The following is a 14,252-nucleotide window of genomic DNA, read 5'->3' on the forward strand; positions in this document are numbered from 1 at the left end:
CCACATTTTTTACGCCTGAAGTTTACATGCACTTCAGGCGTATTTTTTCTTCCAATTTTATCCCACTTTATTCAGTTGGCCGTTCCTTTAATTGTTCTAACAATTCTTCTAGAGGGCCTTCATAAAGCGGAACAGTTGGAATTGATTGTAAAAAACGTTTTCCATAGGAAGCGCTTGTCAAACGACGATCTAATACAAACACCGTCCCGGTATCTGTACTTGTTCTAATAAGACGACCAAATCCTTGTTTGAAACGCAGTATTGCTTGCGGGAGTGCTAACTTAGCGAATACGTCCTCTCCTTGATTTTTTAACCACTCTCCTTTTGCTTCCATCATCGGTTGATGAGGAGGCGTAAAGGGAAGGCGGACAATAACAAGACAACTAAGGGCATCTCCAGGTATATCTATCCCTTCCCAAAAACTACTTGTTCCTAATAAAATTGATTTATCAAACTCTTGAAACTTACGAATGAGACGACTTCTGCTCTTATTATTCACACTTTGCGTTAATAATAAATAGCCTTCTAATTCCTCATCATTTTTCAAATTCGTATACGCTTCTTTCAACATTTCATACGAAGTGAACAAAACAAGCATTCTACCTTCTGTAGCTTTCGCTATTTTTGCAATATGAGCCGACACAGATTCAATATATTCTTCATTACTTGCTTGCTTAATAAAAGGCACATCCGTTGAAACCATTAATTTCATCTGTTCTTCAAAACGGAATGGTGATGGGACCTGTAATGTATTTGGAGCAAAATCATGTAAGCCTAGCTCTTCTTTTATATAGTCAAATGAATCGTTTACTGTTAGCGTTGCTGATGTGAAAATAACACTCTTTTTCTCTGTTAAAAATTCATCAGCAAATCTTTCACCAATATGAACAGGTTGCCCATATAAAACAGTTGAATGAATGGTTCCCTTCGTTTCAGTTTCCATCCATGTCACATATGAATTTTTTTCTAAAATGAGCACTTGTAAAGATTGCGCCATCTTTCTCAATAACTCAATTAAATGCATAAATTCACCTGTAACAACATGCATTTCCCATTCTAATTTACTTTGCAATATATCAACTTGCTTCTCAAGTGTAGAGAGTAATTTTCTTACATCATATACAAAACGATTTGTTAACTCGGTAATACTATCCCATAACTTGCCTTTTTCTACTTCCGTGTTATATCGATAAATGAGTGGCATATTGCTGATCCCTTGTTCCTGCTTTGTTTGTTTAAAGATGAATGCACGTAACATTTGGAATAGCTCATCCGCATCAAATTTCAATTCCTTCAAACTATGACTTACCATGCGGAAAGTCGAACGGGAGGCTTGTTCTGTTTTTTTCATCATTTTATATACTTTAGAAAGTACATCATCTGTTTCTAGCGTACCAAGACGAGATAAAACTAGCTGGAAATACATACAGGAGAACTGTTCACCTAATGTTCTACTCGCCGCTTCCTCAATATGATGAGCCTCGTCAAAAATAATATGTTCACACGAAGCAAACAATGGTTCCTCACTTGAAAAATCTTGAAATAATAACGCATGATTTGTAATAACGATATCTGCAAATAATGCTTTATTCTTTGCTCGTTGATAAAAACAACGACTATACCAGTTGCTTTGCATCCCACCCGGACTATGTACATCACTACAAATCCGGTTCCAAAGTAACTTTCCGCCCTCAGGAATATTTAATTCATCACGATCGCCCGTTTCCGTTTGCAATAACCACACTAAAATTTTTGCCTTCGTGAGCGCCATATCATAATTCTTCTCTTCTTCTTGCAAAGCATATTCAAATTTATGTAGACAAAGATAATGCTTTCTTCCTTTCAGAAGAGCTACTTCAAATGAAAATGGCATTATTTTCTGTAATAATGGAATTTCTTTTTCTAGTATTTGTTGTTGCAATTGTACAGTTTGGGTACTTATGATGACAGGTTCTTCTTTTTTCTTTGCAAAATAAATACTTGGAAGCAAATATGCAAGAGTCTTCCCTGTTCCTGTTCCTGCTTCAATTAGTGAAAACCTAGAATCTCTTAGCGCTGTATATATTTCCTTCATCATACTCTGTTGGCTTTCTCTTTTTTCAAACTTTGGCATATTCAACTCAAGTTTAGCAATTGTCTTATGCAAGAAAGCATCAAATTTAAATGCACATGTTTCACTTAGGTTTAAAGAATAATTCCGTTTTCGAAGTGCAATATTTCGATATACTTCATATCCCTCTGCGCCTTTTTTACCATGCATCATTTTCTTTAAAATATTTTCAGAAAGTACATCCGCTATATCACTTTGAAAAACATCGCTCAATTCATAAAGCGATTGCAAGGTGACAAGGGGTAACTTCTCAATTTCATTTAAAAATTGTAAAAACAATTCCGCTGTTGCAAGAGCATCACTATCCGCACGATGCGGTTGATCATGCTCTAATTCGTGTTGTTTAGCTAAATCACGTAATTTATAACTATCAGCCGTTGGCAAAAGAATTTGCGCCAACTCAACTGTATCAACTTTTGGGCAATGTATTTCTGTATATCCAGCCTGCCTTAATTCTTCCGTTAAAAAATTCCAATCAAAGTGAACATTATGTGCAACGAAAGCTGCACCTTGTAATAGCTCAACAACCATCGGGGCTACATCTTGAAATAACGGGGCTTGCTTAACCATACTCTCATCAATCCCTGTTAACTCTGTAATAAATGGTGGAATCTCTCTCTTCGGATTAATAAAAGATGAAAAAATCTCTAATATCTCTCCATCTTCCACTACAACAGCTGCAATTTGGGTAATTTTATCTTTCCCATCCTTCCAGGAGTTCCCTGTCGTTTCTAAATCGACAACGACATAACGCTTACTCATATATGTAACACCTCAATTTCTTACCTATCAAACAGAAAATTATATAATGTTACTATACCACGTTTTATCTCATCTTAATGAAAAGATGCACAAAAAAGCTATCTCCGTAATAGAGATAGCCTTCTTACTTATAATATCGTGCCCGCTTTTTCAGCACCTAACATTTCAATAATTTGATTATTATCGTCTAATACTGCAATTTTCGGCTCTTGTTTATGAATATTTTCTTCTGCCACTAGACCGTAGCAAATAATAATAACTTTATCTCCTGGCTGTACAAGCCTTGCAGCTGCACCATTCAAACAAACAACACCGCTACCACGTTCTCCTTTAATAACATATGTCTCTAAGCGAGCACCATTATTATTATTTACAATTTGGACTTTTTCGTTTTCTACAATATTTACTGCATCCATTAAATCTTCATCAATTGTAATACTACCTACATAATTTAAATTTGCTTCTGTTACTGTTGCGCGATGTAACTTCGCTCTCATCATTGTGCGAAACATAGATGCTCCCCCTTATTTAACCGTTAATGTTATATTGTCAATTAATCGTACATTTTCAAATTTAACTGCAATTGCTAAAATGATTCGTCCTTCAATTTTATCCACTACTTGTAGTGAAGGATACGTATATAAATCAGCATAATCTACAGTGCCTTTCGTATACGTCTCAATATACTCTTTCACAAGAGTTGTAATGATTTCTGCATTACGTTCTCCTGCCTCAATTCTTTCTTTCGCTATACATAGACTGCGGTATAAATGAGGAGCCTCTTCACGCTCTTCTTGTGATAAATACACGTTACGAGAACTTTTGGCTAATCCATCTTCTTCCCTTACAATATCCACCGGTACGATTGTAACCGGAATATTAAAATCAGCGACAAATCCTTCAATGACAGCAACTTGCTGTGCATCTTTCATACCGAAATAAGCACGTGTTGGCAATGTAATATTAAATAGTTTCATTAGTACAGTCGCAACACCAGCGAAATGACCAGGTCTTTGCTTTCCGCATAACACATCGGTACGCTTCACAACTTCTACTGTTGTCGTTTGTTCTGCTGGATACATTTCTTCTACGCTCGGATAAAATAAATAATCTACACCGTTTTCTTTTGCTACACTTTCATCTCTATCAATATCACGAGGGTATCGATCTAAATCTTCATTTGGTCCAAACTGTAGCGGATTAACAAACACGCTTAAAACTACAATTTCATTTTCTTCTCTTGCCTTACGTAATAAAGTCGCATGACCTTCATGTAAATAGCCCATCGTTGGGACAAAACCAATACTTTTTCCACTGGCACGTAGTTCGTTTGTAATTTGCTGCATCTCTTGTACTGTAGTTACGATTTTCATTATTGTTTTCCTCCGTATAACGCTAAACATTCTTCCTCTTTCATTGTGAATGAATGTTTTTCTTCCGGAAATTGACCTGTCTTTACTTCAGTAACGTATTGTGAAATCCCTCGCACAATCTCCTCTTGAACAGACGTATATTGCTTCACAAATTTCGGAACACGCTTTACGCCATATGAGATAAGATCATGATAAACGAGTACTTGCCCATCCACTTTTTGTCCTGCTCCAATTCCAATCGTTGGAATTGTTAGTTGCTTCGAAATGAATTCTGCTAGCTGCATCGGCACACATTCTAATACAAGTGCTATCGCACCAGCTTCCTCACATCTCTTCGCATCTTCTATTAATTTTTTTGCACTTTCAGCATCTTTTCCTTGTACTTTATAGCCACCTAACACTCCTACAGATTGAGGAGTTAAGCCTAAGTGTGCCACGACAGGAATTCCCGCACTCGTCAAGTAATGAATAGTTGATATCACTTCTCCTGCACCTTCTACCTTCAGTGCATGAGCACCACTCTCTTGAACGATGCGGCGTGCATTCACCATCGTATCTTGAGGCGACACATGATACGACATAAATGGCATATCAGTTACAATAAACGTCTCTTTCGCTCCTCGGCGTACAGCTTTCGTATGATGAATCATATCCTCTACTGTTACAGGTACTGTTGAATCATAGCCGAGCACAACCATCCCAAGGGAATCTCCAACTAGAATCATATCAACTTCCGCTTCTTCTGCTAACTTAGCAGATGGATAATCATACGCCGTTAGCATTGTAATCGGCTCACCTTGCTCTTTCATTTTCAAAAAATCTGTTTTTGTTTTCAAAAACTACTCCTCCTTTATACAGGAGAGAGGAGATGGCCGAAATCATATAAAAAACCCCTCTGGCCATAAAAGGGCAGAAGGGTTGTGTGTTAGTCGGCATTATTCATCCCTCTGTCCCAGTCCGTTATTGGATCAAGGCAGAATCCAAGTTATTATTTTTCGTATTGCTTCGAATTATGGTGCAGTTCGCTCTGATACTGCCCACATTCGAACTAATTATAGCAAACTCTAAAAAGGAATTACTACATTTTTTTGAAAAAATAATTTTTATCCTTATTACGGTATGTGAAATTTTTAAATAACGCATGCATAGAAAGATAAACAGATTTGTTTACATACATAGTATAACTCTTAAAATAATGATGCAGGTTAATTGAGGAAACATACTTACAAAAGGAGAATTGCTAATGTCTATAAGCACATGGTTATTTCGATTCATCGGTTTTCTTGTGATGCTTGTGGGAGTAACAACTTTAAATTCCCTCAATGTATTTGCCTCAGTTAACGTCGTAACACAACCTGTTGAGTCTGCCAAAGTGATTGAAGTCGAGCTAAACGATGATTACTTTAAACCGAACGTCATCACGATTCCAATTGAAGAATCAACAACATTGCTATTGAAAAATAAAGGCAAGAGCGAGCACACCTTTACAGTAAAAAAACTCGGCATTGACGTCGTAGTCGAGTCAGGAAAAGAAAAAAATATTACCGTGAAACCTAAAAATACTGGTACATATGAATTAATATGCCGGTATCACCTTCTTAAAGGAATGGAGGGAAAAGTAATCGTCAAATGACAAGTAAATACTAAAAAATTCATTATCGCACCGCAAACTCATTTCAAAAATATTGAAATAAAAAAGAAGTTCCAAAAGAGGAACTTCTTTTACTTAATTTCGATATCCGCAGAATGAATGTGATGTACTTTTCCTTCATGATCTTCTAGAAGCAATACACCATCCTCTGTAATTCCTTTTGCTATCCCTGTAATTGTCTCTCTCATCGTTCGAGCGTTAATTTCTTTCCCGATACTCACAGCGTAACTTTCCCAAAGAATTTTAATGACAGAGAAACCATTTTGTAAATACTCTTCATATAATTTTTCTAGTTGTAAAAAGATTTGTTGCATAAGCTCCGCACGAACAATTGGCTTACCAGATTCAATCGCTAAAGAAGTAGCAATATGCTGAATTTCCTCATCAAAATGTTCTTGCTTTTGATTCGCATTAATACCAATACCCATAATGACAGCATTAATTTTATCAGGATCAGCTTGCATTTCTGTTAATATACCTACAGCTTTTTTCCCCTGAATTAAAATATCATTCGGCCATTTTATTCCTACGTTTACACCTGTGCACTTTTCAATTGCTTGCGCAACGCTAACAGCGGCTAACAAAGTAAGTTGTGGTGCATGATGAACCGGGATTGATGGACGTAAAATAATACTCATCCAAATTCCTGTTCCTTTTGGTGAATGCCATTTTCTGCTTAAACGACCTCTACCCGCTGTTTGTTCTTCTGCCACAACAATCGTTCCTTCTTCTGCACCTTCATAAGCAAGTTTTGCTGCAATATACTGCGTCGATTCAACAGACTCTTCAAAATACACTGTTCTACCAATATGTTTCGTTTGTAACCCTAACTGAATTTCATTCGCAGTCACTTTGTCTGGCTTACTTGCAATTCGATAGCCTAATCGACGCACAGCTTCAAGTTCATACCCCTCATTCCGAAGGTCCTCCATATGTTTCCACACAGCAGTTCTTGAGCAACCAAGTTTATCACTAATCGTTTGACCAGATACAAACTCGCCATCCGCTTCTGAAAAAACTTGCAATAACTGCTTTCTTATAGTAGATTGCATTCTTGCAGCCACTCCCTTATACACTCTTTCTCATTCACTACATTTCCTTGTACGATTGCTTCTTCAATTTTTTGAATCATTTCAGCAACCCACGGACCTGGCTTTTTACTTGCCCAGTTTAACAAATCATTCCCAGTTACATTCATCTCTTGTCGACTCTTGATTGGCAATGCTTGAAACAACGTTTGTACTCGTTTCACAGATGTATGATCATAGCTTTCAATCATCGCTTCATATACTCTTTCTGCCATTTCAGCTATATGAATTCCCGTTTTATAAAGAAGAACTGTATCCCAATCCTTCTCCTTTCTCTTACGGACTGTTAATAAAACTGCGACGATATCTTTTATTTTTTTATTCGAAAACTTCCATTGACGTAAAAAGACAGCTGGATGTTCTTCCCCGATACAATATAAGAAAAAGGCCCATGCCTCAATGTCTGTTTCAAAAGAATCCCAGTTATACTGCGTAGCTTTTAACAATCTCTCTTCTGACATCTGTAAATATGGTAGATGAGAAAATAGTTTCGTTTCTACTAATTCTTTGAGAGCCTTCACACAATATGTGCCAGTTAACAGTTTTTCAAACTCCACTGTAATTCTCTCAATTGCTATATGTTCCAGCAAATGTCCATATGTTTCAATTGCTTGTTTCGTTTTCGTCTCTAAAGAAAAACCTAACGTACTTACGAACCGAATACCACGCATCATTCGCAGGGCATCTTCTTGAAAACGATCCGCAGCATTTCCCACTGTCACAATTTCTCTCTTTTGAATCGCTTCCTGTCCAGCAAATAAATCAACCATTTCGCCTTCTTCTGTCATGGCAATTGCATTCATTGTGAAATCACGACGTTTTAAATCCTCTTCTAATGAACGAACAAATTGAACACTACTAGGTCTTCGAAAATCTTCATATTCGCTCTCTGTTCGAAACGTGGTTACCTCATAAGGTTCACCATTTTCTACTACAATTACAGTTCCATGCTCAAGACCAACAGGAACATGTCTTGGAAATATAGCCATCACTTCTTCTGGTAAAGCAGATGTCGCAATATCAATATCTCCAATCGGCCTATCGATAATAAGATCGCGTACGCTTCCGCCGACAAAGTAGGCCTCATGCCCTTGTTGCTTTAAAGTCTCAATAATAGAACTAGCTTTTTTAAATCTTTTCATTTTTGTCATCCCTTAGTACATCATAGTAAATCGTTTCATATTGTGAGACGATTTTTTCAGAGCGGAACTGCTCGTAAACACTTGCTCTTGCTCGCTCTCCCATATTACGGTGAAGTTCTTCATCCTTTAATAACTGAATGGCTTGATTTGCCACTCCCGTCGTATCGCCAACTTCACATAAATATCCTGTTTCACCATGTTGAATGACTTCTGGAATACCTCCAACCCTTGTTCCGATACAAGGTACACCACACGCCATCGCTTCTAATAAAACAAGACCAAAACTCTCTTTCTCTGATAGAAGTAACATTAAATCACTCATCGCAAGTAACTCTGCAACATTATCTTGCTTCCCTAAGAATAAGACGCGATCTTCAATATGTAAATTTTTCACCAACTGTAAAATCGTGCAAAATTCCGGTCCATCTCCAACAAGAAGCAACTTCGCATCTACTTCTGTAACAATTTTAGCAAATGCCTGAACAACATCTTGCACACGTTTCACTTTACGGAAATTTGAAATATGAATGAGTATCTTTTCACTTTCACTTATACCGTATTCTTTCTTTAATTGAGTCATATCACGCTTGAAATATACACGTTCGTCTATAAAGTTATATACCGTTTGAATGTCTTTATTTGGTTTTACAAGCTCATGCGTTTCGTTAATTAATGAATGGGAGACAGCCGTCACAACATCGGATTGCTCAATGCCAAAACGAATTAAATTATTTAACGAAGGGTCGGAACCTAACACAGTAATATCTGTACCATGCAAGGTTGTAACAATTTTAATACGCTCTCCAATCATTTGTTTTGCTAAATAAGCACAAATGGCATGTGGTATTGCGTAATGCACATGTAAAATGTCTAGGTTTTCTCTTTGTGCAACCTCTGCCATTTTACTCGCTAACGCTAAATCGTACGGTGGATATTGAAATACAGAGTATTGATTTACCGTTACTTCATGAAAGTAAATGTTTGGATACACTTTATTTAACCGGAATGGTAAACCCGATGTAATAAAATGAATTTCATGCCCGCGTTCCGCTAATTGCTTTCCTAATTCTGTTCCAACAACACCAGAACCACCTACAGAAGGATAACATGTAATACCTATTTTTAATTTCATTTACATCCCCCTATTAAATCAGCATGTAATAAAACCGGTTTCTTACTCATAAATCCTTCGGCATATAAGACTCCAACTTCTTTTCCAAACATTTTCTCACGAGCGACTACAGTTTCAACATAACCTTCTGTTAACGGTGTTTTCACACCATCACTCCCTGTTGAAAACTGACTTTCATACGCTTCTAGTGCTTCCACTTTTTGCGATACGTATTCACTAATATCTATACAAAAATTCGGTTTATGAAAACCATTAATCATATAATGATAAAAAGACTCCACACGATGTGGTGGAACCTCTGGCATATATTTGCGAATTCCCGCTGAAAAAATAGCTTCTTCCACAAGTTTTGCACAATTTGCATGATCTGGATGACGATCTTCATAATACGGTGCAAAAACTAGTTTTGGTTTATATGTACGAATTACTTTTACAATTTCACGTATATACTCTTCTTTCATATACAAACCACGGTCTGGCATCGCTAAATTTAGTCTCGTTTTTACTCCCATTATACGAGCTGCCGCCTTTGCTTCTTCTTTTCTTAACTCTATCGTTCCATTAGAAGAAAGATCAGCTTCTGTTAAATCACAAATACCTACTTCATACCCTTGCTTCGTATATTTAGCAATGGTACCAGCCATGCCGATTTCAACATCATCGGCATGAGCACCAAACGCTAATATATGTAATCCACTCATAATTGTTCCCCTCATTTTCTTAACTTGCGGTAATCTAAATCTCCTCGCTCTAATGCGTGCATTAACATTTCAGCACTTGCCATATTCGTTGCAAGTGGAATTGCATATACATCACATAAACGAAGCAATGCATTCACATCCGGTTCATGCGGCTGTGCTGTTAATGGATCGCGGAAGAAAATTACCATGTCTAAATCATTTTTTGCAATCATTGCACCAATTTCTTGATCGCCGCCAAGAGGACCAGATTGATATCTTGTTACAACTAAACCGGTCGCTTCCATAATACGAAGCCCTGTCGTTCCTGTTGCAAATAATTCATGTTGTTCAAAAATTGGTTTATATGCGTATGCAAACGAAACCATGTCATTTTTCTTTTTGTCATGTGCGATTAAGGCAATTTTCATCCGTTGTCTCCCCTTTAGTCGATAATATTTTCTAAACCGTACACAAGATGATCTAGATTCATTACTGTCTCAATTGATAGTTTTACACCAGACATAAATGATGCACGATTGAATGAATCATGACGAACTGTTAACATTTGTCCGTCTCCACCAAACATTACTTCTTGGTGTGCAATAAGTCCTGGTAAACGTACACTATGAATGTGAATACCGTCTACGTTCGCACCACGAGCTCCTTTTAGTTGCTCTACTTCATTCGGATGACCTTGCTGCTTTGATTCACGATTTTGACGAATCAATTCTACTGTTTTTACCGCAGTACCAGATGGTGCATCTAATTTTTGATCATGATGCAATTCAATTACTTCAACATCTTGGAAGTACTTCGCTGCCATTTGTGAAAATTTCATCATAAGAACTGCACCAATTGCAAAGTTTGGAGCGATAATTGTTCCTACTGCTTTTTCTTTTGCAGTCTCGGTTAATTGTTTTAGCTCTTCTTCTGTAAATCCAGTTGTACCAATAACAGAACGAAGTCCACGCTCAACTGCTAGTGTAACGTGTTGTTTTCCAACTTCTGGCGTTGTTAAATCTAACAACACATCTGCTTCTACTTCCTCTAAACAAGTATGTAAATCCGGGTAAATAGGTGTATCTAACGCTGGCATTCCAGGTAAATCAGAGATTTTCTCTCCACCATGCTTATAATCCACTGCTGCTACTAAATTAAAATGTTCCGTTCTTTCCATAAGAAGAACTGCTTCATGTCCCATACGTCCTCTTGGTCCAGCGATAATTACTTTAATTTCTTTCATTATTCTTTCTCTCCCTCATCAATACGTGTCCAGCGATCTTTATCGCGAGTATTAAATTTATTCATTACAATGTTATGTGCTGTTTCTAAATCAATATTTAAACTATTTGCCATACAAATCATAACAAATAATACATCTCCAAGCTCTTCTTCAATACTACGTTCTGTTTCAGTTGTTTTCTTCGGTTTCTCACCATAATAATGATTAACCTCTCTTGCAAGCTCCCCCATTTCTTCTGTTAAACGAGCCATCATTGCAAGTGGACTGAAATAACCTTCTTTAAACTGACCAATATATGCATCTACTTCTTTCTGCATATCCTTCATCGTTTTCGCTTCCATACAATTCACCTCTAATCCTTCCTCTTTCATGTTAGCCAATTCATCGCGATTTGACAAATATTATTCCCCGCCAAACACCTATTTGCGACCCTTTTTGGGAAAGATTATAATAAAGTGAAACTTTCTTTTGCATTTTTGGCAAAAGATCAGCCTAAACCAATCGGGTTCCTACGGCTGGTTTTCACTGCCTCCTTGCTTTATCTCCTACCAGCCGTTGGAACGGGGTAAAGTGAAACTTCTTTTGCGATTTTTGCAAAAGATCAGCCTAAGCCAATCATTTTTTTATAGCCTTTACTATTTTCACTAGCAACGAGAAATTACTTATCATTATGTTTTACCGTTTCAGCGGAGCAATGCCATTTACATAATTAGGGGGATTTCTATATGACATCAAATTTGAAGATTCGAAATATCATTTTCATTTTAATCGGTTCCGCTATTTTTTCTTTCGGTATTGTGAATATCAATATTGAAAATCACCTTGCAGAAGGTGGATTTACCGGTATTACACTATTATTGTATTTTCTATTTAAGTTTGACCCTTCTTATTCAAACTTACTTTTAAATATCCCTATATTTTTTATTGGTTGGAAGTTACTTGGAAGAACGACATTTATATATACACTAATCGGCACCTTTAGCGTATCTTTATTTCTATGGATTTTTCAGCGTTACGACGTTCTCAACTTACATGTAAACTTACAAAACGATATGACACTCGCCGCTTTATTCGCCGGAGCATTTATTGGTATCGGTCTTGGGATCATATTTAAATACGGCGGAACTACTGGCGGTGTAGATATTATCGCGAGACTCGCTCATAAATATGTTGGCTGGAGTATGGGGAAAACGATGTTTATGTTTGATGCTATCGTCATTATCGTCTCTATCCTTACATATTTATCATATCGCGAGGGTATGTATACGTTAGTTGCTGTTTTTATCGGAGCGAAAGTGATTGATTTTATGCAAGAAGGAGCCTATGCAGCAAAAGGAGCAACAATTATCTCAGATAAAAACGATGAAATTGCTGCCAAAATTTTATCTGAGATGGAGCGCGGAGCAACCTTTTTAAAAGCTGTTGGGTCGTATACAAAAGTGGAACGGAACGTATTGTATTGCGTTGTTGCTAAAAATGAAATTGTGAAATTAAAAAACATTATTACTTCTGTAGATCCTCACGCCTTTGTTGCTGTAAGTGACGTACATGATGTAGTTGGTGAAGGTTTTACATTGGATGAAAATAAAAATCCATTACATACGTAAACACAACTAGAAAAGCTTTTTAGCTTTTCTAGTTTTTTATTACATATCGCTTAAGTTTTTCTAAATCCTCATAAATAAGCTCCAATAAGCTCCGATTATAAAAAATGGAAGCAGGGTGGAATGTCGGAAAAATATGATATTCTTTCTCTGACCATGTAAACTCTGCACTTTGCATATCCTTTAATTTTTGAATGGGCTGTTTTAATAATTGTCCGTGTACGTCTGTAATTTTTTTATCTTTTCCTGTTAAACGTTGAAGACCGATATTGCCAAGCGTGACGATAAACTTCGGATTTATTTTCCCTAATTCATAATCTAACAAAGGCGCATGGGCAACTATTTCTCCTTGATTTGGCATTCTATTATACTTTTTTTGTATGATTTCACCATTTCGTTCTTTTTTCTCTCGCCATTTATAAGGTCTACTCCGAACAGCGCTCGTAATATATACTTCATCCCTTGTAACGTGAATACGTTCTAAAAAACCCATTAATTGTTTTCCTGCCCTCCCGCTAAACGGAATCCCATTATGAATTTCTGTTTCACCAGGCGCTTCTCCTAACAACATAAATTTAGGATTTTCAGGACCTTGTCCACTTAAAAAACCTTCTAATTGATAAGGAGCACTACGCTCTTTCACTTGTTTTACTAAATGGTCTGGATATTTCATTTCCCCCACCGCCTTTCCGCATTACTTCTATTATTTCTATTTGTAATACATTATATAATTCAATCCACACAACAAAAAAGACTATCATAATTGATAGTCTTTAGTCGTCGCTACGCTGCATACCAGTATAAATCAATACGAGACGTAATAATTCAAATACCGCTACAGCTGCAGCTGCTACATATGTTAATGCTGCCGCATTTAATACTTTACGAGCTTGCCCATATTCATCTGTTGATACGATACCTAACGCTTCAATTTGTTGCATTGCACGCTTGGATGCATCAAACTCAACGGGTAATGTAACAAGTTGGAACACAACACCTGCTGCCATTAAAATGATACCTAAAAATATCATGTTAGCCATCGATGCAAAAATACCAATCATAATAAATATCCAGGAAATATTCGATCCAAAGTTTGCAACTGGCACTAACGAATGACGAATACGCATAAAGTTATAATCTTTTGCATCTTGAATTGCGTGTCCTACTTCGTGTGCTGCAACTGCTGTACCAGCAACTGAATGACCGTAATAGTTATCTGTTGATAATCGAACTGTTTTTGCAGTTGGATCATAATGGTCTGATAAATGGCCTGGTGTTTCTTCAACGGCTACGTTGTATAATCCATTCTCATCTAAAATTTTCCGAGCCACTTCCGCTCCTGTCATACCTGATGTTGAATAAACTTGTGAATACTTGCTATAGGCACTACGTACTTTTGACTGTGCATACAACGGTATGATCAAAATGATCGCGAAGTAAATTAAATAAAACATCATGAATCTCTGA

General features: G+C 36.9%; 15 protein-coding genes. 2 read left to right on the top strand and 13 right to left on the bottom strand.

The window, feature by feature from the left end; translation table 11 throughout:
* Positions 1-67: 67 nt before the first annotated feature.
* From dinG to panB, 4 genes are all read right to left on the bottom strand, one after another.
* On the bottom strand, positions 68-2,872 hold the full coding sequence (gene dinG / locus ACTFRS_RS10515) for an ATP-dependent DNA helicase DinG (protein ID WP_139868046.1): 2,805 nt from the start codon (positions 2,870-2,872) through the stop codon (positions 68-70).
* A 128-nt stretch (positions 2,873-3,000) separates the two neighbouring features.
* Positions 3,001-3,384 (bottom strand): aspartate 1-decarboxylase, encoded by a 384-nt coding sequence (gene panD, locus ACTFRS_RS10520; RefSeq protein WP_000490177.1) that lies wholly within the window; start codon positions 3,382-3,384, stop codon positions 3,001-3,003.
* A gap of 12 nt (positions 3,385-3,396) precedes the next feature.
* Positions 3,397-4,245: a pantoate--beta-alanine ligase gene (gene panC / locus ACTFRS_RS10525; protein WP_139868048.1), complete on the bottom strand. Its 849-nt coding sequence runs from the start codon at positions 4,243-4,245 to the stop codon at positions 3,397-3,399.
* Positions 4,245-5,081: a 3-methyl-2-oxobutanoate hydroxymethyltransferase gene (gene panB, locus ACTFRS_RS10530; protein WP_016717024.1), complete on the bottom strand. Its 837-nt coding sequence runs from the start codon at positions 5,079-5,081 to the stop codon at positions 4,245-4,247. Before panB ends, panC begins: the two co-directional genes overlap by 1 nt.
* A gap of 407 nt (positions 5,082-5,488) precedes the next feature.
* Between panB and ACTFRS_RS10535 the strand changes: the two genes are divergently transcribed.
* Positions 5,489-5,878: a cupredoxin domain-containing protein gene (locus ACTFRS_RS10535; protein ID WP_048551610.1), complete on the top strand. Its 390-nt coding sequence runs from the start codon at positions 5,489-5,491 to the stop codon at positions 5,876-5,878.
* Positions 5,879-5,967: 89 nt separating this feature from the next.
* Here ACTFRS_RS10535 and ACTFRS_RS10540 read toward each other — a convergent pair whose 3' ends face one another.
* From ACTFRS_RS10540 to ACTFRS_RS10570, 7 genes are read right to left on the bottom strand one after another with little or no spacing between them, the layout of a single operon-like run.
* Positions 5,968-6,948, bottom strand: coding sequence for a biotin--[acetyl-CoA-carboxylase] ligase (locus ACTFRS_RS10540; protein WP_016717023.1), 981 nt, complete (start codon positions 6,946-6,948; stop codon positions 5,968-5,970).
* Complete coding sequence (locus ACTFRS_RS10545) at positions 6,933-8,126, bottom strand: CCA tRNA nucleotidyltransferase (protein WP_242293739.1); 1,194 nt, start codon at positions 8,124-8,126, stop codon at positions 6,933-6,935. Before ACTFRS_RS10545 ends, ACTFRS_RS10540 begins: the two co-directional genes overlap by 16 nt.
* A complete protein-coding gene (gene bshA, locus ACTFRS_RS10550) occupies positions 8,113-9,258 on the bottom strand; it encodes an N-acetyl-alpha-D-glucosaminyl L-malate synthase BshA (protein ID WP_087951864.1) in 1,146 nt (381 codons plus the stop codon). The genes ACTFRS_RS10545 and bshA overlap by 14 nt, the downstream gene beginning before the upstream one ends.
* A complete protein-coding gene (bshB1, locus tag ACTFRS_RS10555; protein ID WP_000015666.1) occupies positions 9,255-9,959 on the bottom strand; it encodes a bacillithiol biosynthesis deacetylase BshB1 in 705 nt (234 codons plus the stop codon). Before bshB1 ends, bshA begins: the two co-directional genes overlap by 4 nt.
* Positions 9,960-9,970: 11 nt before the next feature.
* On the bottom strand, positions 9,971-10,366 hold the full coding sequence (gene mgsA, locus ACTFRS_RS10560) for a methylglyoxal synthase (protein WP_000684765.1): 396 nt from the start codon (positions 10,364-10,366) through the stop codon (positions 9,971-9,973).
* Positions 10,367-10,380: 14 nt separating this feature from the next.
* Positions 10,381-11,181 carry a dihydrodipicolinate reductase gene (gene dapB, locus ACTFRS_RS10565; RefSeq protein WP_139868054.1) on the bottom strand — a complete coding sequence of 267 codons (801 nt, stop codon included), beginning with the start codon at positions 11,179-11,181 and terminating at the stop codon, positions 10,381-10,383.
* Entirely contained in the window at positions 11,181-11,522 is a 342-nt protein-coding gene (locus ACTFRS_RS10570) for a nucleotide pyrophosphohydrolase (RefSeq protein ID WP_001992677.1), read from the bottom strand. The genes dapB and ACTFRS_RS10570 overlap by 1 nt, the downstream gene beginning before the upstream one ends.
* Positions 11,523-11,906: 384 nt before the next feature.
* Between ACTFRS_RS10570 and ACTFRS_RS10575 the strand changes: the two genes are divergently transcribed.
* Complete coding sequence (locus tag ACTFRS_RS10575; protein WP_139868055.1) at positions 11,907-12,788, top strand: YitT family protein; 882 nt, start codon at positions 11,907-11,909, stop codon at positions 12,786-12,788.
* A gap of 28 nt (positions 12,789-12,816) precedes the next feature.
* On the opposite strand, the gene ACTFRS_RS10580 is transcribed toward ACTFRS_RS10575, so the two are convergent.
* Entirely contained in the window at positions 12,817-13,458 is a 642-nt protein-coding gene (locus tag ACTFRS_RS10580) for a uracil-DNA glycosylase (protein WP_440023629.1), read from the bottom strand.
* A 100-nt stretch (positions 13,459-13,558) separates the two neighbouring features.
* A complete protein-coding gene (locus tag ACTFRS_RS10585; RefSeq protein ID WP_000499536.1) occupies positions 13,559-14,239 on the bottom strand; it encodes a zinc metallopeptidase in 681 nt (226 codons plus the stop codon).
* Positions 14,240-14,252 lie beyond the last annotated feature (13 nt).

It is taken from the genome of Bacillus cereus group sp. MYBK139-1 (genome assembly GCF_051916915.1).
GTDB classification, from domain to species: Bacteria; Bacillota; Bacilli; order Bacillales; family Bacillaceae_G; genus Bacillus_A; species Bacillus_A pacificus.

Coding starts and splice junctions, on each gene's coding strand:
- ACTFRS_RS10570 (WP_001992677.1), bottom strand. CDS start 11,522: ATGGAAGCGAAAACGATGAAGGATATGCAGAAAGAAGTAGATGCATAT.
- panC (WP_139868048.1), bottom strand. CDS start 4,245: ATGAAAATCGTAACTACAGTACAAGAGATGCAGCAAATTACAAACGAA.
- ACTFRS_RS10545 (WP_242293739.1), bottom strand. CDS start 8,126: ATGAAAAGATTTAAAAAAGCTAGTTCTATTATTGAGACTTTAAAGCAA.
- ACTFRS_RS10585 (WP_000499536.1), bottom strand. CDS start 14,239: ATGTTTTATTTAATTTACTTCGCGATCATTTTGATCATACCGTTGTAT.
- ACTFRS_RS10535 (WP_048551610.1), top strand. CDS start 5,489: ATGTCTATAAGCACATGGTTATTTCGATTCATCGGTTTTCTTGTGATG.
- panD (WP_000490177.1), bottom strand. CDS start 3,384: ATGTTTCGCACAATGATGAGAGCGAAGTTACATCGCGCAACAGTAACA.
- ACTFRS_RS10575 (WP_139868055.1), top strand. CDS start 11,907: ATGACATCAAATTTGAAGATTCGAAATATCATTTTCATTTTAATCGGT.
- ACTFRS_RS10540 (WP_016717023.1), bottom strand. CDS start 6,948: ATGCAATCTACTATAAGAAAGCAGTTATTGCAAGTTTTTTCAGAAGCG.
- mgsA (WP_000684765.1), bottom strand. CDS start 10,366: ATGAAAATTGCCTTAATCGCACATGACAAAAAGAAAAATGACATGGTT.
- ACTFRS_RS10580 (WP_440023629.1), bottom strand. CDS start 13,458: ATGAAATATCCAGACCATTTAGTAAAACAAGTGAAAGAGCGTAGTGCT.
- bshA (WP_087951864.1), bottom strand. CDS start 9,258: ATGAAATTAAAAATAGGTATTACATGTTATCCTTCTGTAGGTGGTTCT.
- bshB1 (WP_000015666.1), bottom strand. CDS start 9,959: ATGAGTGGATTACATATATTAGCGTTTGGTGCTCATGCCGATGATGTT.
- dinG (WP_139868046.1), bottom strand. CDS start 2,872: ATGAGTAAGCGTTATGTCGTTGTCGATTTAGAAACGACAGGGAACTCC.
- dapB (WP_139868054.1), bottom strand. CDS start 11,181: ATGAAAGAAATTAAAGTAATTATCGCTGGACCAAGAGGACGTATGGGA.